The sequence below is a fragment of the Pseudonocardia charpentierae genome (genome assembly GCF_031845345.1).
GTDB lineage: Bacteria > Actinomycetota > Actinomycetes > Mycobacteriales > Pseudonocardiaceae > Pseudonocardia > Pseudonocardia charpentierae.
Map to the genome: position 1 here is coordinate 117,338 of NZ_JAVREJ010000005.1, position 17,431 is coordinate 134,768.

14 protein-coding genes are annotated in these 17,431 nt (G+C 72.4%); 10 read left to right on the forward strand and 4 right to left on the reverse strand.

The window, feature by feature from the left end; genetic code table 11:
* Nucleotides 1-71: 71 nt before the first annotated feature.
* The 4 genes from RM445_RS09935 (at nt 72) to RM445_RS09950 (ending at nt 6,618) form a co-directional block, all read left to right on the forward strand.
* Nucleotides 72-3,158, forward strand: coding sequence for a DUF3427 domain-containing protein (locus tag RM445_RS09935; RefSeq protein WP_311555871.1), 3,087 nt, complete (start codon nt 72-74; stop codon nt 3,156-3,158).
* A 399-nt stretch (nt 3,159-3,557) separates the two neighbouring features.
* Complete coding sequence (locus RM445_RS09940; RefSeq protein ID WP_311555872.1) at nt 3,558-3,872, forward strand: hypothetical protein; 315 nt, start codon at nt 3,558-3,560, stop codon at nt 3,870-3,872.
* 92 nt (nt 3,873-3,964) lie between these two features.
* Nucleotides 3,965-5,719, forward strand: a complete 1,755-nt coding sequence (locus RM445_RS09945; RefSeq protein WP_311555873.1) for an ATP-binding protein — start codon at nt 3,965-3,967, stop codon at nt 5,717-5,719.
* 26 nt (nt 5,720-5,745) lie between these two features.
* Entirely contained in the window at nt 5,746-6,618 is an 873-nt protein-coding gene (locus RM445_RS09950) for an LLM class F420-dependent oxidoreductase (RefSeq protein WP_397469274.1), read from the forward strand.
* Here RM445_RS09950 and RM445_RS09955 read toward each other — a convergent pair.
* Both RM445_RS09955 and RM445_RS09960 read right to left on the reverse strand, forming a co-directional pair.
* Nucleotides 6,524-7,213, reverse strand: coding sequence for a hypothetical protein (locus RM445_RS09955; RefSeq protein ID WP_311555875.1), 690 nt, complete (start codon nt 7,211-7,213; stop codon nt 6,524-6,526). The genes RM445_RS09950 and RM445_RS09955 overlap by 95 nt on opposite strands.
* Nucleotides 7,214-7,247: 34 nt before the next feature.
* Nucleotides 7,248-7,811, reverse strand: a complete 564-nt coding sequence (locus RM445_RS09960) for a DinB family protein (protein ID WP_311555876.1) — start codon at nt 7,809-7,811, stop codon at nt 7,248-7,250.
* A 61-nt stretch (nt 7,812-7,872) separates the two neighbouring features.
* Between RM445_RS09960 and RM445_RS09965 the strand changes: the two genes are divergently transcribed.
* Nucleotides 7,873-8,826, forward strand: a complete 954-nt coding sequence (locus RM445_RS09965; protein WP_311555877.1) for a helix-turn-helix transcriptional regulator — start codon at nt 7,873-7,875, stop codon at nt 8,824-8,826.
* A 13-nt stretch (nt 8,827-8,839) separates the two neighbouring features.
* On the forward strand, nt 8,840-9,226 hold the full coding sequence (locus RM445_RS09970) for a VOC family protein (protein WP_311556022.1): 387 nt from the start codon (nt 8,840-8,842) through the stop codon (nt 9,224-9,226).
* Here the strand turns inward: RM445_RS09970 and RM445_RS09975 are convergent.
* Nucleotides 9,223-9,873, reverse strand: coding sequence for a TetR/AcrR family transcriptional regulator (locus RM445_RS09975; RefSeq protein ID WP_311555878.1), 651 nt, complete (start codon nt 9,871-9,873; stop codon nt 9,223-9,225). The two genes, RM445_RS09970 and RM445_RS09975, sit on opposite strands and share 4 nt — an antisense overlap.
* A 100-nt stretch (nt 9,874-9,973) precedes the next feature.
* Between RM445_RS09975 and RM445_RS09980 the strand changes: the two genes are divergently transcribed.
* Genes RM445_RS09980 through RM445_RS09990 form a run of 3 tightly spaced genes read left to right on the forward strand, consistent with a single transcriptional unit; the run spans nt 9,974 to nt 15,019 of the window.
* The gene (locus tag RM445_RS09980; RefSeq protein ID WP_311555879.1) at nt 9,974-10,429 is read left to right on the forward strand and encodes a VOC family protein; all 456 of its coding nucleotides are present in this window, start codon (nt 9,974-9,976) and stop codon (nt 10,427-10,429) included.
* Between the two features lie 37 nt (nt 10,430-10,466).
* Nucleotides 10,467-11,636, forward strand: a complete 1,170-nt coding sequence (locus RM445_RS09985; RefSeq protein WP_311555880.1) for a metallophosphoesterase family protein — start codon at nt 10,467-10,469, stop codon at nt 11,634-11,636.
* On the forward strand, nt 11,636-15,019 hold the full coding sequence (locus RM445_RS09990) for an SMC family ATPase (RefSeq protein WP_311555881.1): 3,384 nt from the start codon (nt 11,636-11,638) through the stop codon (nt 15,017-15,019). Before RM445_RS09985 ends, RM445_RS09990 begins: the two co-directional genes overlap by 1 nt.
* 318 nt (nt 15,020-15,337) lie before the next feature.
* Here the strand turns inward: RM445_RS09990 and RM445_RS09995 are convergent, their stop codons facing one another.
* Nucleotides 15,338-16,132: a VOC family protein gene (locus tag RM445_RS09995; protein ID WP_311555882.1), complete on the reverse strand. Its 795-nt coding sequence runs from the start codon at nt 16,130-16,132 to the stop codon at nt 15,338-15,340.
* A 179-nt stretch (nt 16,133-16,311) separates the two neighbouring features.
* On the opposite strand from RM445_RS09995, the gene RM445_RS10000 reads away from it, so the two are divergent.
* Nucleotides 16,312-17,427, forward strand: coding sequence for a DNA double-strand break repair nuclease NurA (locus RM445_RS10000; RefSeq protein ID WP_311555883.1), 1,116 nt, complete (start codon nt 16,312-16,314; stop codon nt 17,425-17,427).
* Nucleotides 17,428-17,431: the final 4 nt, after the last annotated feature.

Below are 17,431 nucleotides of genomic sequence, written 5' to 3' on the forward strand. Positions count from 1 at the left end.
GACCTCTCGTCGGGAACCGTCCGCGCCGCATGCCACAGTGGCGCCCCCATTTCCGACCGGAAGGCCCCTGCGTGACCCAGCCGCTGCCCGAGGGTGTCTACGAGACCCTCCGGACACTGCGCCTCGACGCAGTCCTCGCCGAGCTCACCGGCCTCACGCCACGGTGCGAGCCGGTGGATCCGGCCGACGTCCCACACGTCCTCGGGCGGCACGTGGCCGAGGCCGTCACACGGGCGCTGACCGAAGAGCGCGACCCGGGTCGTCGGCTCGCCCTGGTCAACGACCTGCTCGAGCGGGTGTCCGCACACGGGGAGCTGCTGCCCGACGCCGCCCAGCAGCTCGTCGTCCTCACCCGGGAGGCTGCACCGGGTGTACATCGCCTTCAGCGACCGATCACGCCGCTCTCGTCGGCCGCGCTGCTGACGAACGCTCCGGAGGAACCCTCGCTCGGCGCCGAGTTGCGTGCTGAGCTCGCCTCGGCGGACCAGGTCGACCTGCTGTGTGCCTTCGTGCGGTGGCCCGGCATCCGGGTTCTGGAGGAGCCGCTGTCGTTGTTGAAGGAGCGTGGCGTCCCGTTCCGGGTCATCACGACGACCTACGTCGGCGCGACCGAGCAGCGGGCGGTCGATGAACTGGCGCGTCGGTTCGGCGCCGAGGTGCGGATCAGCTACGAGAGTGCGACCACCCGGCTGCACGCCAAGGCGTGGCTCGTGCGGCGCAACTCCGGCTTCGACACCGCCTTCGTGGGGAGCAGCAATCTCTCCCGTTCCGCGCTGGTCGACGGCCTGGAATGGAACGTGCGGCTCTCGTCGGTGGCCACCCCGGAGCTGGTGCGCAAGTTCGCCGGGACGTTCGACAGCTACTGGGCGGACCCGGCGTTCGTGCCCTACGACCCTGACGACATCGGAGACGTCCGACGGCTGCGCGAGACGCTCGGCCGCGACCGGTTCGGGTCGGCGGCCCCGCAGCTGTCAGGCTTGGAGGTGCGCCCGTACCCGCACCAGATCCAGATCCTCGAGGCCCTCGAGTCGGAACGCACCGTTCACGGACGCCACCGCAATCTGGTCGTGGCGGCGACCGGCACTGGAAAGACGGTCGTCGCCGCCCTGGACCATGAGCGCCTGCGCAAGACCCTGCCGCGCGATCGACTGCTGTTCGTCGCGCACCGCCAGGAGATCCTCGAGCAGTCGCGGCGCACCTACCGCGAGGTGCTGGGCGACGGCACGTTCGGCGAGGAGTTCGTCGGCGGCAACCGTCCGGAGCTTTGGCAGCACGTCTTCGCCAGCGTGCAGTCGCTGGCAGCCTACGGCGTGGAGAAGATCCCGAGCGACCACTTCGACGTCGTGGTGATCGACGAGTTCCACCACGCCGAGGCCCCGACCTACCGCCGCCTGCTGGACCACCTGGCCCCCCGCGAACTGCTTGGTCTGACCGCCACGCCGGAGCGGACCGACGGCGTCGACGTCCGGGAGCACTTCGACGGGCGCAGCGCGTACGAGCTGCGGCTGTGGGACGCACTCAGCGCCGACCTGCTGGTGCCCTTCCACTACTTCGGCGTTCACGACGACGTCGACCTGAGCGGTGTCGAGTGGAAGCGCGGAAGCTACGACACCGGCGCGCTCGACAACATCTACACGGGCAACGACGCACGGGCCCGCAAGGTCATCCACGAGACGGTCGACAAGGTCACCGACGTCCGGCGGATGCGGGCGCTGGGGTTCTGCGTGTCGGTGGCGCACGCGGAGTACATGGCCGACGTGTTCGACCGGGCCGGGATTCCGAGCCTTGCGGTGTCGGGAGGTACGCCCGCGGCCGATCGCGCTGAGGCACTGAGGCGCCTGCGGGCACTGGAGGTCAACTGCCTGTTCGCGGCCGACCTGTTCAACGAGGGCCTCGATCTGCCGCAGGTCGACACCGTTCTGTTCCTGCGACCCACGCAGAGCGCGACGATCTTCCTCCAGCAACTCGGCCGTGGCCTGCGACGGGCACCCGGCAAGGCCGTGCTCACCGCGCTGGACTTCATCGGTCAGCACCGCCGCGAGTTCCGGTTCGACGTCCGCTACCGGGCGTTGACCGGCGGAAGCCGGCGCGCCCTGATGGACGACCTGGAGCACGGCTTCCCGTTCCTGCCTTCAGGGTCGCAGCTCGTGCTCGACCGCGTCGCCCGGACCATCGTCCTGGAGAACGTGCGGCAGCAGTTGAAGCCCGGTGCTCGTGCCCTGATCGCCGACGTCCGGTCGCATGGCGACCTGCAGCTCGCCGACTACCTGCGTGAGTCCGGTCGCGACCTCGTCGACGTCTACGCCCAACGCCGGTCGTGGACCGGACTGCGCCGGGACGCCGACCTGCCGACCTTGCCCGCGGGACCGGACGAGAAGTGGCTTCTGAGCCGGATGTCGGCCTTCGTCCGGGTGGACGACTCTGAGCGCGCGGAGGCGTACGTGCGGCTCGCCGACCCCGCGGGTCCGTCCTACGAGGCGCTGACCGCCCGTGAGCGTTGCTTCGCCCGCATGCTGTTCTTCCTGCTCTGGCCCGACAGGGGCGGACACGCCTCCTATGCGGCGGGACTGGCCGCGCTGCGGCGCCATCCTGCGGTGTGCGCGGAGATCCGGGAGCTCGCGACGCTCGCGGTCGACGCCTCCCGGCACGTTCCGGAACCCCTCGGCGGCGCGCTGAACGACGCGCCGCTCTACAGCCACGCCCACTACCGGCGTGAAGAGATCCTCGCCGCATTGGACTGGGCCTCGATGTCGCGGAAGGCACACGGCCATGCCTCCGGCGTCGCGTGGGCGGAGGAGATGCGTACCGACGCACTTCTGGTCAACCTGCGGAAGACCGAACGCGACTTCTCGCCGACGACGATGTACCGAGACTTCGCTCTGAGCCCCGAGCTGTTCCACTGGGAGTCGCAGAACGCCACCACGCTCGCCTCCGCGGTGGGGCAGCGGTACGTGAACCACCGTGAGCAGGGCACTCACGTCGCGCTGTTCGTGCGCGAGGCGCCCCGCGACGACCTCGGCGACGGCGTGCCGTTCCTCCTGCTCGGACTGTGCGACCACGTGGAACACCGTGGCGAGCGGCCCATCGCCATCACCTGGCGACTACGTCGGCCGATGCCGGCGGAGACGTTCCTGGCAGCGCGGGTGGTCGCAGCCTGATCGGTGTGCGCAGCGCGACACCGTCGGAGTTTGACGGGGCCACCAGGTGATCGGGAGAGTAAAAGTCGACCCTGCTCGGGTGACGTGTCGGCGCGATTCTGCGCCGGATGGCCGTCACCGCCCGACCACACCCGGTGCGCACCGCCTCTCGACCCGACGGCGCAGCGCGCTGCCCGTCCGTCGACGAGACGCCCCGGTGGAGCTCCGACGGCCCGGGATCACCCTTTCGTGGCCCTACAGTTGCGGCCACCCCGCGGCCACCCCGCGGCCCCACCCGCGCTCCGACGATGCAGACGGGTGGGAAGTGTGACGGCGACGGCGCCGTCCGCGATGGACAAGACAGCGATCAGGAGAGGTAGCGGGGTCACACCAGTCGGTGTCACGAGGAGGATCCGGTACGTGGCCAGAGATGTGGTCAGTGCGTACACCCTGATCTTGGGTGACGAGTACGGGGCGGCGGACGTCGGCGTGTACTCCACCGCCGAGGAGGCGTGGAAGGCTCTGGACCGCGAGGTTCGAGGGAAGTGCAGGTTGCGGCTGCGTCCGCGGCGGACGGTCGACCCCGAGGCGACCTCCCGGCTGGCCGACGCCTGGCGCGCGGGCAACCCCGAGGAGCGGTTCTGGCAGATCCTGTCGCACCAGCTCGCGGTGCGGATCCCGGAGATCGGCCGCCAGCGCGTCGCGGCGACGCAGCCGGCACTCGCCCGGCGATAGCGACCCGACAACGAACTGTCGGTGCACGTGGATAGTGTCGGGCCCGGTCGCTGAGGACGTGACCGGGCCCGATCTCGAGGAGAGCAGCGCTGGTGCCATCTGGGCCGGAGAAGACGACGAGCGGTCCGCCGGTCGGGCGGGTAGTCGGCACCGAAGACTCCACCCCGCTGCTGTTCAGCGTGGCGCTCGACCAGGACGCGTATCTGCAGCTCGACGACGTGGTGGTCACCGTCCGCGCCGTCCCCGGCCGCGAGCCGGTGGCCACCGCGGGCGTCGTCACCGAGGTCCGCGCCCGGCACGAGGGCGCTACCTACGGCTCCGACGTCTTCCTCATCGCCGACGGCGTGCTGCCCGCCCAGGTGCAGGAGATCGCCGAGGTCACCACCACGCGGGTGGACCCCGAGGTCTACGTGCCGCCGTGGCCCGGGGCGTTCGCCTACCGGGCCACCGGCGAGGAGCGGGCGAAGGCTCTCTACTTCGACCAGATGGAACACAAGGTCGCCGCCGGTCTCGGCCGCGACGGCGACCCGATCTACCTGAACCTCGAGTTCCTCGACGGCACCCGCGGCGGGCACGTCTCGATCAGCGGTATCTCCGGGGTCGCCACGAAGACCAGTTTCGCCCTGTTCCTGCTGTACTCGATCTTCACCGGCGGCGCGCTGAAGAACGCGCTGAACGCGAAGGCGCTGATCTTCAGCGTCAAGGGCGAAGACCTGCTGTTCCTCGACCACGCCAACCGCAAGCTGGACAGCGGGGATGGTGACGACCTGCGCGCCGCCTACGCGACGCTCGGACTCGAGGCCAGGCCGTTCGCCTCCGTCGGCTTCTTCGCCCCGCCCACGCCGGACGACCTCACCGGCCGGCCACACGTCGTCGGCCGCACCAGTGGCGTGAGCGCCTTCTGGTGGACGCTCGCCGAGTTCTGCTCCGGAGAGCTGCTGCCGTACGTCTTCGCGGACGCCGAGGACGAGCGCAACCAGTACACGATGGTCATCCACCAGGTCGCGGCCCGGCTGCGGCGGGAGGCGGTCGCGACCGGCCACGACGGTGCGGTGACGGTCGAGGGTCGGCTGCTGCGGACCTACGACGACCTGATCGAGTTCCTGTCCGACCGGCTGACCGACGAGGACGCCCGGCGCAACTGGGCGGGCCCGGTGACGGGCACGGGGACGGTCAACGCCTTCCTGCGCCGGCTGCGCTCCAGCCTCAAGCCGCTGCGTTCGGTCGTCCGCGGCGATCTGCCCTCGTCCGGTCGGCGGCTGGTGACCACCGAGGGTCAGCAGCTCACGGTGGTCGACCTGCACAACCTGCCCGAGCGGGCGCAGCGGTTCGTCGTCGGTGTCGTGCTCGCAGCGGAGACCGCGCGCAAGGAGGCCGCGGGCGCGGGCGGGCTCCTGTTCACGATGCTCGACGAGCTGAACAAGTACGCCCCGCGGGAGGGCAGCAGCCCGATCAAGGAGGTGCTGCTCGACATCGCCGAACGCGGCCGGTCGCTGGGCATCATCCTCATCGGCGCCCAGCAGACAGCCAGTGAGGTGGAGCGGCGGATCGTCTCCAACTCGTCGGTCAAGGTGGTCGGCCGGCTCGATCCGGCAGAGGCCGGAAGGCCCGAGTACGGGTTCCTGCCTCCCTCGCAGCGGGCGCGGGCGGTGCTGGCCAAACCGGGCACGATGTTCGTGTCCCAGCCCGAGATCCCGGTGCCGCTGGCTGTGGAGTTCCCGTTCCCCGCGTGGGCGACCCGGGAGTCCGAGACGGGCGCTCCGCCGGTCGTCGCCGGGGCGCGCAACGGTGCCTCACGCGATCCGTTCGCCCGCCTGCCTGCGGTCGACGACGACATCCCGTTCTGATCCTCGACGGAGTGGAAGAGGTACTGATGGAGATCGGCCTGCACGTCGCGAACTTCACCTGGCCCGGCGGGCCGGGCGCGATCGCCGAGCAGCTCACCCGGGTCGTCACCACTGCCGAGGACATCGGGATGGCCCGGGTCAGCGTCATGGACCACGTCTGGCAGATAGGCCCGCTCGGCCCGCCCGAGGAGCCGATGCTCGAGGCCTACACGACGCTGGGCTACCTGGCGGCCCGGACGTCCCGGGTCGAGCTGCTCGCCTGGGTGACGGCAGTCAGTTACCGCGACCCCGGCCTGCTCGCCAAGATCATCAGTACCCTGGACGTGCTGTCGAACGGCCGGGCGTGGCTGGGCATCGGCGCGGCGTGGAACGGCGAGGAGTCCGACGGGCTCGGCCTCTTCTTCCCGTCGACGGCCGAGCGCTTCGAGCGGTTGGAGGAGACGCTGCGCATCTGCCTGCAGATGTGGAGCGACGACGACGCGCCGTTCGAGGGCAGGCACTACCAGCTGGGCCGGACCTTGAACTCGCCGCAGCCGCTGCGCCGGCCGCACCCGCCGATCCTCATCGGTGGCGGGGGCGAGAAGAAGACGCTGCGCCTGGTGGCGCAGTACGCCCAGGCGTGCAACCTGTTCGGCGGCGACGACATCGAGCGCAAGCTGGACGTCCTGCGGCAGCACTGCGCGGACGTCGGGCGCGACTACGACGAGATCGAGAAGACGGTCATGGTCGGCATCGACCCCGGGAAGGACGGGGAGAACGTCGACCAGTTGCTGGAGCAGCTGCGCGGGTTCGCCGCACTGGGGTTCACCGAAGCGCACGGCTGGGTGCCGGGCGTCGAGGCGATAACGCCGCTGGAGATCCTGGGTGAACGGGTCGTTCCGGAGGCCGCGAGGTTCTGACCTGTACCGGTGCCGGATCGTCCGCGGCTGCCTGCTCGGACAAGGCGATCCAGACGCCTATGAGGCCGGTCACGAACACCAGGCCCGTCGCCATCCCTTCGGCCTGCAGTGGGGTGACGGCCAGCGCGCCGGCGGGCACGAACGCGACGACAACCATCGCCAGGTACAGCAGGGGGTCGACCAGGGCGAGCCGACGGATCGCTGCAGGACGCGCGGCGCCGCGCAGGAGGAAGTGCACCGACTCGGCAGCTCCGGCCAGTCCGCCGAGCATGAACGTCACACGCCACACGAGGCCGCCGTTGCCGGCCGAGCCGAGCAGGGAGGCCAGCCCGACCACGCCGGGGAGGAAGAACTTCAGCGTGACGTGCAGCGTCGTCGCGTGCCGGGCCGGATCAGTACGCCAACCACCGTGCGCGAACTGCATGACACCGACCCAGATGCCGAGCAGCGTGAAGCTCGCGGTCGTCAGCACCTGGTAGAACGTCGTCGCCTGGTCCATGGACGGTCCCTCCCGGGGATCGCCGGCCCGGACGGACGGCAACCCCGGCTCCCAGCCTGCGGGGCCGCGGGAGGGATGCTCCAGGGGGTTGGCCACACCGGGGGTGTGGTGGCACCCCCGGTGGACGGGCTCAGCCCATCGTCTTCTGGCCGTCGATCGTCTCGCGGAGGATGTCGGCGTGCCCGGAGTGCTGGGCCGTCTCGGCGACGATGTGCAGGAACACCCGGCGCACCGAGCGGGTCGCGCCCGGCGCGAACCACGGCGCCGGCGGCAGCGGGTACGCCGTGTCGAGGTCGAGCGACTCGACGAGAGCGTCGGTGCGCGCGGCGACCTTCTCGTAGGCGGCCAGCACGTCGGCCAGGGTCTCGTCGGGCAGCAGCCGGAACTCGTTCTGGAACTTCTCGAGCACCTCCGGGCTGATCTCGCCCTCGATCGACGGCATGGCCTCGGTGCCACGCTCCGCGAAGTCGGCCCACCCGGCCTCGATCGCGGAGACGTGCTTGATCAGCCCGCCGACGGTGAGCTCGCTGGCCGTCGGGGACAGCCGGGCCTGCTCGTCGGTCAGGCCCTCGGCGGTGTGACGCAGGAAGTACCGGTGCGTCCGCAGGGTCTCCAGGATGTCGGCCCGCTCACCGGAGGTGCCCTGTCCCGCAGAGAAGGAGGCGGAGGCGGCGGCGGTCTCGGATGTCGTCATGGGAGAAGACTATGACCCACTGGTGTCACTTTCTGACCTCAATAGGACGACACTGGAAAACATGGCCAACACGAGCTCGCGCACCCTGCGCCTGCTGTCCCTGCTGCAGACCCATCGCTACTGGCCGGGGTCCGAGTTGGCCGACCGGCTGGAGGTGTCCGTGCGGACGCTGCGGCGCGACGTCGACCGGCTGCGCGAGCTGGGCTATCCCGTCGAGGCGAATCGCGGCGTGGACGGCGGCTACCAGTTGGCCGCCGGGGCGGCGATGCCCCCGCTCGTGCTCGACGACGAGGAGGCCGTCGCCCTGGCGGTCGGTCTGCAGGCCGCGGCGCAGGGCGGTGTGACCGGGGTGGCGGAGGCGTCGGTCCGCGCGCTGGCCAAGGTGGTGCCGGTGATGCCGCCACGCCTGCGGCGACGGGTCGAGGCGCTGCGGATGGTGACGGTCCCGGCGACCTTCGCCGGCGGCGGACCGGCGGTGGATCCGGGTCTGCTCACCACCGTCGCGCAGGCCTGCCGCGACACCGAGCGGTTGGAGTTCGGCTACGCCGCCGCCGACGGGGCCCGGTCGAACCGCCTCGTGGAGCCCTTCCGGCTCGTCCCGCTCGGTCGCCGCTGGTACCTCGTCGCCTACGACCTGCACCGTCACGACTGGCGGAGCTTCCGCCTCGACCGGCTCGACGCTCCACAGCGGACGGGTGCGCGGTTCCGCCCCCGCGACCTGCCTGCCGACGACGCGGCGGCATTCGTCCGCTCGGGCCTCCGCAACCTTCCGACCTCCTACGACGTGGAGGTGCTGTTCGACGCGCCGGCCGACGTGGTGCGGGCGCGGGTCGGGCGGTGGGTGAGCGTCGAGGAGGCCGGCGACGGCTGCCGCATGCGGATGAGCACGGACTCGCTGGACTGGGCCGCACTGGCCGTCGGAGCCGTGGGCGCGGACTTCACCGTCGTGGCCCCGGAGGAACTGGGGCCGCACCTGCGGGCATGGGGACAGCGGTTCGTCCGGTCGACGGGTTAGCCTCCGCGGCGTGATGCAGGCGAGTGACGATCCGGGTGACCTGCACCTGGCGACGGTTGTGGTCAACGTGCAGGACATGCGCCGCGCCGTCGACTTCTGGTGTGCCGCGCTGGGTTACCGGCAGCGCGAGGCGGAGATGGACCCGCGGTTCGTCATGCTGGTGCATCCCGATGGGGCGCGCCTTCCTGTCTCACTGCAGCTCTCGGACGCACCGTCGCGCGAGCCCGTGCGGGTGCACGTCGACCTCTACACCAGCGAGCAGGACCGGCACGTGGAACGACTGGTCGGACTGGACGCCAGCCGCGTCACCGACTGGCCCTACCCGGAAGACCCCGACTTCGTCGTGCTCCGCGACCCCGACGGCAACGAGTTCTGCGTCATCGACCACGCCGAGCTCTAGTCGGCGTCCGGTCCCAGCAGGGCGTCCGCCATGGCGGTGCCCAGCCACCGCTCGAAGCGGTCCCAGCCCCAACCGCGGCGCACGACGAGGCGGTCGGCCAGGTCGGGTGAGGTCAGGGCCCAGAGCACGTCTGCGGCGGCGTCGACGTCCAGTCCGGCGCGGAGCCCGAAACGCTCGGCGACGAACGTGGCGACATTGCGCGTGCCGGTCGCGCGTTCCCCTTCGATGGTCGCGACGAACGCGGCAAGGTCGGTATCGCCGGCGGCGGCCTGGGCGAGCAGCACGTTCACCAGTGGGAACAGGCGCTCGCTGAGCATCCGTCCGACGGCCGAGTAGCCCGCCAGGCACTCGCGGCCGGTGGCCGCCTCGGCGACGGCGCGGAACTCGGGGCGCTCTCTCAACGGCACCGGTTCGTCGTCGCCGGCGAGCGTGACGTCGTAGACGGCTTTGAGCAGCACGGCCTTGCCGCCGACCACGTTGTAGACGGTCTGCACGCTGACCCCGGCGACCTGGGCGACCGCACTGAGCGTGGTGCCGAGGTAGCCCCGCTCGAGAAACAGCCGGCTCGCGGCCGCGAGGATGCGACGGCGCGTCAGCGCGGTCTGCTCGGCGCGCAGGACCGTCGAGTACCGGCGTGCTTCGGCCACGGTCCTCCTCGAAGTCCGTTGACGTCGTGCGTCACTTCTGTTGGAATTAAACTCCAACGAATTGAAGAACATCCAAGTCTAACCCGGGGCGGAGACCGCCATGACAGCTGCCGAACGCGCCGCACCGCGACTCGCCGGGATCTTCGGCGTGAAGTTCCCCGTGCGGGACCTCGCGGCGAGCCGCACGTGGTACGAGCAGGTGTTCGGCCTGAACCTGTTCTACGAGTTCCCCGACGACGACGGCGTGGTGCGCGGCGTGGCCTACACCGCGCCCGGCCTCGGCGAGACCGGGGTCGCCCTGCGCGAGCGGCCCGACATCGCCGGGCTGTCGGGGTTCGACCCCGTGATCTTCGCCGTCGACGACCGGGAGGCGGTGCACGCCTGGGCCGCGCACCTCGACGAGCTGGGCGTCGCCAACCAGATCGTGGAGGCGACCATCGGGTGGATGGTGCTGTTCCACGACCCCGACGGTCTCGAGATCCACCTCTACAGCCGGGACCGCGGCGACATCGACAACTCCGGGAGGCCGAGCTTCGGGCGCCCGGCAGGAGGCTGAGCCGGAACTGTCGGGGGCGGCCCCTACGGTGTCGTCCGTGCGCCTTCTCCACACGGCCGACTGGCACGTCGGCAAGTCACTCAAGGGTGTCGGCCGCCTCGACGAGCAGGAACAGGTGCTGCGCGAGATCGTGCGCATCACCCGTGAGCAGGAGGTCGACGCCGTTCTCGTGGCCGGCGACCTCTACGACAGCGCTGCTCCCAGTGCTGCCGCACAGCGTCTCGTCGTCCGCACGTTGATGGCCCTGGCCGCCACAGGAGCGCAGGTCGTCGTGATCGCGGGGAACCACGACCACGCGGCCACGCTCGATGCGTACCGGCCGTTCGCCGGAGCCGCGGGCGTGACGCTGGTGGGATCGGTGCGCACGGCCGAGGCCGGCGGCGTCGTCGAGTTCGCCGCGCGCAGTGGCGAGCGGGCGACGGTCGCGGTGCTGCCATTCCTGTCGCAGCGCTACGCCGTGCGGGCCGCCGAGCTGGTGGCGCAGTCCCCGGCGGAGAACACCGGCACGTACGACCAGCAGGTGCGCTCGCTGGTGCAGGCGCTCACCGACGGTTTCCGGACGGACGCGGTGAACCTCGTGATGGCGCACCTGACCGTGCTCGGCGGCAAATTCGGTGGCGGCGAGCGGGCCGCACAGTCGATCTTCGAGTACTCGGTGCCCGCGGCGATCTTCCCGATGGACGCCCACTACGTCGCGCTGGGCCATCTGCACCGGCGTCAGTCGCTTGCCGCGCCGGTGCCGGTCCACTACTCCGGTGCGCCGCTGGCCGTCGACTTCGGCGAGCAGGACAACACGAACGTCGTGCTGCTGATCGAGGCCACACCCACCACGCCGGCCCGGGTCACGGACATCCCGATCACGGCGGGGCGGCGGCTCCGGACGGTCCACGGCACGGTGGCCGAGCTGGCCGGCATGCGCGACGTGGTCGGCGACGACCTGCTGCGCGTCTGGGTGCGGGAACGCGCCCGGGCCGGGATGCGCGAGGAGGTGACCGACCTGCTGCCGAACGCGCTGGAGGTACGGATCGACCCGGAGTTCGCTGCGCCGGTCGGGTCCTCCCGGCCCAGCGGCGGCACCGGCGCGGACCGCAGCCCGGGCGAGCTGTTCCACGAGTTCCTGGGCGCGCGGTCGGTCGACGACCGGCGCGTCGAGGAGCTGTTCGCCCGGCTGCACGACCGGGTCAGCACGGTCGAGGAGGGCATCTGATGCGGCCGGTGCGGCTGGAGATGGAGGGGTTCGCGGCGTTCCGCGAGCGCGCCGTCGTCGACTTCACCGGCGCGGAGTACTTCGCGCTGGTCGGCCCGACGGGCGCCGGGAAGTCGACGGTGATCGACGCGCTGACGTTCGCGCTGTACGGCACGGTGCCCCGCTGGGACGACCGGCGAGCCGTGGCGTTGGGCCTCGCGCCGAGCGTGAACCGCGGTGTCGTGCGGCTGGTGTTCGACGTCCGCGACCACCGGTTCGTCGCCGTGCGGGAGCTGCGCCGCTCCGCGCGGGGCGGGGTCAACGTCAAGAACGCCCGGCTGGAGCAGCTCCTCGACCACGACGGTGTGGACGGAGTCGACGGCGACACGGAGGTCCTCGCGGCCGACTCCGGTGTGACGAAGGCCGTCGAGCAGCTGCTCGGGCTGTCCTTCGAGCACTTCACCTCCTGCGTGGTGCTGCCCCAGGGCGACTTCGCGGACTTCCTGCACGCCAAGCCGGGCGACCGGCAGGCCATCCTCACCCGCCTGCTCGGACTCGGGATCTACGAGCGCATCGCCCGCGAAGCCAACCGGGAGGCGTCGGCGGCGGCCGACCGGGCGGCGCTGCTGACCGAGCAGTTGGGCGCCTACGCCGACGCGACGGACGAGGCCGTCGGCGAGGCCGACGAGCGAGTGGTCGGGCTCGAAGCGCTGGCGGAGCGGATCTCGTTGCTGCTCCCGGAGGTGTCGACGGCGGCGGAGGCGGTCGCCCGGGCGGACGACGACGTCGCGACGCTGGAGGCCGAGCACGCCCGCCTGGGTGCGCTGGTGCAACCGAACGGGCTGGAGGCGCTCGATCGCCGCCGTCGCGACGCCGAGGAACGCGTCCGCACTGCGCGCGCCCGGTTCTCGGACGCCGAGGCCGCCGACGATGCCGCACGCAAGCTCCTCGCGGATGCGCCCGACCGTCGTCCGCTGGACCGGGCCCGGCGTGAGTACACCGACCTCGCCGCTGCTCTCGCTGCCCGGCCCGCTGTCGTCGAGGCGCTGGAGGCGGCCCGCGCAGCGGAGGAGAAGGCCGCGTGGCAGGTGGGGGAAGCCGAGGAGACAGCCACCGCGGCTGTGGCGGCCCGCGACTCCGCGCTCGGCGCGCTCGGTGCGGCGAGAAGCGTCGCCGCACGCGTCGCGGAGGAGCGCGCCCTGCTGGTCGCCGTGCGCGCGCCCGTGGGGCTGGATGTCGCGGAGCGCCGGCGGGCCGAGGCCGTCGCTGCGCTCGACGCTGCTCGAGGGCGGCTCGACGCGGCCGAGAGCGCGGACGCGGCTGCACGCAAGCGGCTTGCCGCCGCGCCGGAGCGGGCGCCTCTCGAGCAGGCCCGGCGTGACCACGTCGCCCTCGCTTCCGCGGCGACCACCGAGCCCGAGGTCGTGGCCCGGCACCAAGAGGCCGCGGATGCGCGGTCCGCCGCGGCCGCCGCCGTGATCGAGACCCGCGCGGCGCTCGCCGCCGCTCTCGGTTGCCGCGACGCCGCCGTGCGTGGCGACCTCGCCGCCGCGCTCCGGCCGTCGCTGGTCGTGGGGGAGCCGTGCCCGGTGTGCACGCAGGAGGTGGCTGCGCTGCCGGCCCCGCTGGCCGGGGTCGATGTAGCGGCGCTGGAGAGCGCCGTCGCCGCGGCCCAGGCCGGGTTGGAAGACGCTCTCGCCCGGGAGGCGGATGCGGTCGCCGCGGAGCGGCAGGCGGCAACGGATCGGGATCAGCTGACGGCGGAGGTCACGCGGCTGCAGGCGGCGGTGGCAGCGGCGGGCCGGGCGTTCGACGGCTCGTGGATGCAGGCGGGCCCTGGTGGCGCCACGCGGAACGGCCCGATGCAGCTCGACAGCGGAGCTGCCGTCGACGCCGTGCTGGCGGAGCTGGACGCGGTCGCCGCCGCGGCGGGCGAGGCCGACTCCCGAGCAAGGACGGCGCGCCGGGCGCGCGACGAGGCCGCGTCGCGTGTCGAGACGATCCAGCGCGACCTCGCCGCGGCGGCGGGCGCGCTCCGCGTCGCGCGCGACCCGCTGGTCCCGCTGGGCGCGCCCGGCGCGGCGGACGACCCGGTCGCCGGGTGGTCGTCGCTGCTGGAATGGGTCGGCGGGGCGCTGGCCGAACGCGAGGTGGCGCTTCCGTCGGCCGAGCGGGCGGAGGCTGCTGCCGCTACGGCGGCCGAGGAGGCGGCCCGTGCCGCGGATGCCGCCGGTGGTGAGCTCGCCGCCCGGAGGCGCGACGCGACCGCGGCCGCCCGTGCCGAGCAGCAGGCCCGCGGGCGGGTCGAGGTACTCGACGAGCGCGTGTCCACGCTGCGTGTGGCGCTCGCCGACGCACCGCCGGCCGATCAGGTCGATGCGGACCTGGCCCGGTTGGACGACCTCGAGGCGTCTGCCCGGTCGGCGGACGCCGCCCTGCGTGACGCCCGCACGGCACGCGCGGCGGCGGACGGCGCCGCCGAGGCCGTCCGGCGCGAGGTCACCGCCGGGTGGGACTCGCTGCGCGGCGCGCGCGATCCGCTGGTGGCACTGGGCGCCCCGGCGGCCGCCGGCGACGATCTCGCCGCGGCATGGTCGGCGCTCACCACCTGGGCCGCACGGGAGTCCGCGGATCGGGCGGAACGGCTTCCCGTTGCTCGGGCGGCGGCAGACGCCGCGCGGAGCCGGCGGGCAGCCGTCCACGCACGGCTCGAGGCGGCGCTGGCCGCCGACGGCGTGGCTGTCGACGGTGCCGGCGGCACCGTGGTGACGGCCGAGGCCGCCGTGGCGGCCGTCGCCGCGGCGCTCGCCCACGCGAAGGCCGTCCGCGAGCGGCTGGTCGAGCGACGGGCCGAGGCAGCCGGCAAGCGGACCGCACGGGCCGAAGCCGACGAGGCGCAGCAGGTGGCCCGGATGCTGGGCGGCCTGCTGCGCTCCGACCGGTTTCCGCGGTGGCTGGTCGCCTCCGCGCTCGACACCCTCGTCGCCGACGCCTCCGCCGGGCTCGCCGAGCTCTCGGGAGGCCAGTTCGAGCTCACCCACGAGGAGGGCGAGTTCCTTGTCGTCGACCATGCCGACGCGGACGCACGGCGGCCGGTCAAGACGTTGTCAGGTGGCGAGACGTTCCAGGCCAGCCTGGCGTTGGCGCTCGCGCTCTCCGCGCAGATATCGACGCTCGCCGCCGAGGGTGCCGCGCGGCTCGACTCGATCTTCCTGGACGAGGGGTTCGGGACGCTGGACGAGGCGAACCTCGACGTGGTGGCGAGCACGCTGGAAAACCTCGCGGGCCGCGGCGACCGGATGGTCGGAGTCATCACCCACGTGCCGAGTCTGGCCGAGCGGGTGCCGGTGCGGTTCGCGGTGCGCCGCGATCAGCGCTCAGCGCGAATCGAGCGGGAAGGTTGATCCGGACTCCGCCCGCCACTCCATAGTGTGAGCACTCATCATTTCTGAGTAACTGCACGCCGGAGTTCTAACGCTGGGTGGCCGGGTCGCGACCGACAGGTGACTCTTCTGGAAGGAGTACCCGTGCTGACGTCCTCGCTCCCGCCGTGTTCCGTCCTGCTCCGGAACCGCTGCTGGACGTGACCGCCGGGCCTCCTCGCTGACCGTGAACCACGGCCCTCATCGAGGCGCCGATACCGCTGCTGTGGGGAGCAGCAGCGGCACTGGTTCCCGGGACCGGTGTGCGACCCCGGTCCCGGGAACCATAAAACGTGGCGCTCAGTTCTCCGAGCCGCCCGCCGGGGCGCCGTGCAACCCGAACGTCGCCCCGAACGGATCCCGCACCACCCCGATCCGGCCGAAGGGCGTGTCTTCCGGTGACATGAGCACGCTGCCGCCGCCGTCGCCGACCGCGTCGAACGACGCGTCGACGTCCGCCACGGTGAAGTAGGCGAGCCAGTGCGACGGCGTTCCGGGGGGCGCGCCCATCATCCCGCCGATACCGCCTGCCGGGCGCCCGTCGCGGATGCTGAAGACCTCGTAGTCCGCCGTCTCGCCGGCTTCCGGCCCGAGCGGCGAGTACCGGAACCCGAACACGTCGGCGTAGAAGCGCTTCCCGGCCTCGACGTCGTGGAGGCGGGCGTCGTCCCAGGTGAAGGCGCCGGGCTCGTCCAGCACCGCTGTGCCGATCATGCCGGTCTGCTGCCACACGCCGAAGACGCCACCCGTCGGGTCGGCGGCGATGAGCATCCGCCCGCTGCCCGGGATGTCCATGGGGCCGGCGTAGATCGAACCGCCGTGCTCGCCGATCAGCGTCGCCGTGGCGTCGACGTCGTCACTGGCCAGGTACACCGTCCAGGCCGACGGCTGGCCCTCCTGCATGACCGGACCGATGCCGGCGGCGGCCCGCCCGTCCATCTGGCCGATCTGGTAGTTGCCGTAGTCCGGGCCGGAGTCGACGAACGTCCAGCCGATCACGGCCGCGTAGAAGGCGACGGCGCCCTGGACGTCCGGGACGGAGAGATCGACCCAGCAGGGCGTCCCTGCGGGCCACGGCTCGGTGCGAGTGGACATCGGGGGTCTCCTCGAGAGGGGGCGGTTGGTGGGACGCGAGCGTCCCACCGCCCACCGACAGAAAGCGCCATCCGAACGGATGTTCCCGCGCGTCCCGCCCACGACGTGGCGGGAGCGGGTTATCGTCCGCCCGTCAGAGGAAGATCGCCCTGGCAGACGCCGGACCGGCGAGGAGGGCTGTGACCGTGCATCCGGGCATGCGTTTCTCGGTCGACCCGTGGGATCCGTCCTACGGCGTCAGCCTCGACGCGGCAGAGGGCCAGTCGCGCCAGGAGGTCGATCCCGGCGTCGAGCTGGCTGTCGACCAGTGGGCCCCGATCGACGCGCCGTCCGGGGTGTCGCCCCCGGCCGCGACGCTGTTCGTCGACGGGGTCCGCCGGGTGGACGCGCAGGTGTGGGTGAACGGCGGGGCCGAGGCGCCGGAGGCACTGCCCGCGCTGTGCGCGTCGTACGCCGCGGGCGTCATCTGCTGTTGCCCCACCGACGGCGCGCACCTGGCGGCGTCGGAGGTCCGGCGCGGGCTCATCACCACCGCCGAGCATGCGGTCGACGTCGTCACCGCTGCCGGGCGCTACACGGTGGACGTCATCTCGGCGAAGGCGAATCAGCCGCCCGCGCAGGCGCTGAGCCAGCGGGTGCAGGGTCTGCTCAACGAGGTCGAGGTCGCGGCGGCCGGGCAGGCGCGCGAGCGGCTCGGGGTGGACGACGATCTGCTCGTCGTCGACGGCCCGTTGCGCGGCCGCGACCGGCTCGCCCGCGCGGTCGGCTACATCAAGACCCACCACACGGCCTACCTGGATCCCGAGCTGAACGCGGTGGTCGCCCGGCTCGGCCCCGGCCAGCGCACGCCGATGTTCCGCCTCACCTCGACCGGGGGGTGGAGCCGCTACACCTGGTACCTGCGTCTGCCCTGCGAGGCGGGGGCGCCGTGGGCAGGAGTCGTGCGGCTGGAGTGCACCGCCGAGCTCTCCGTCGCGTCAGCGGCTGCGCTCGCCGGGCGCACCCAGGTGACGCTGGCCCGGTACGCCTCCGCCGGATACAAGGACTCCCGCGCCCCGCAGAACCTGTACCCGATCGCCGGCCTGGAGCGGGCCCTGCGTCGGCGGCTCGGCGACGCGGGCGTGCTGTACCGGGCGCTGCGCGCGGCGGCGGGCCGCCCGATGGATGCGGCGGCGGGCCGCCCGATGGATGCGGCGGCGGGCCGCCCGATGGATGCGGCTGCGGCTGCGGCTGCGGTGCCGTTGCCGGCGCGGGAGACGGCCACGTTCGCTGCTCTGTCGACGCGGGCGAGCTGAGCTC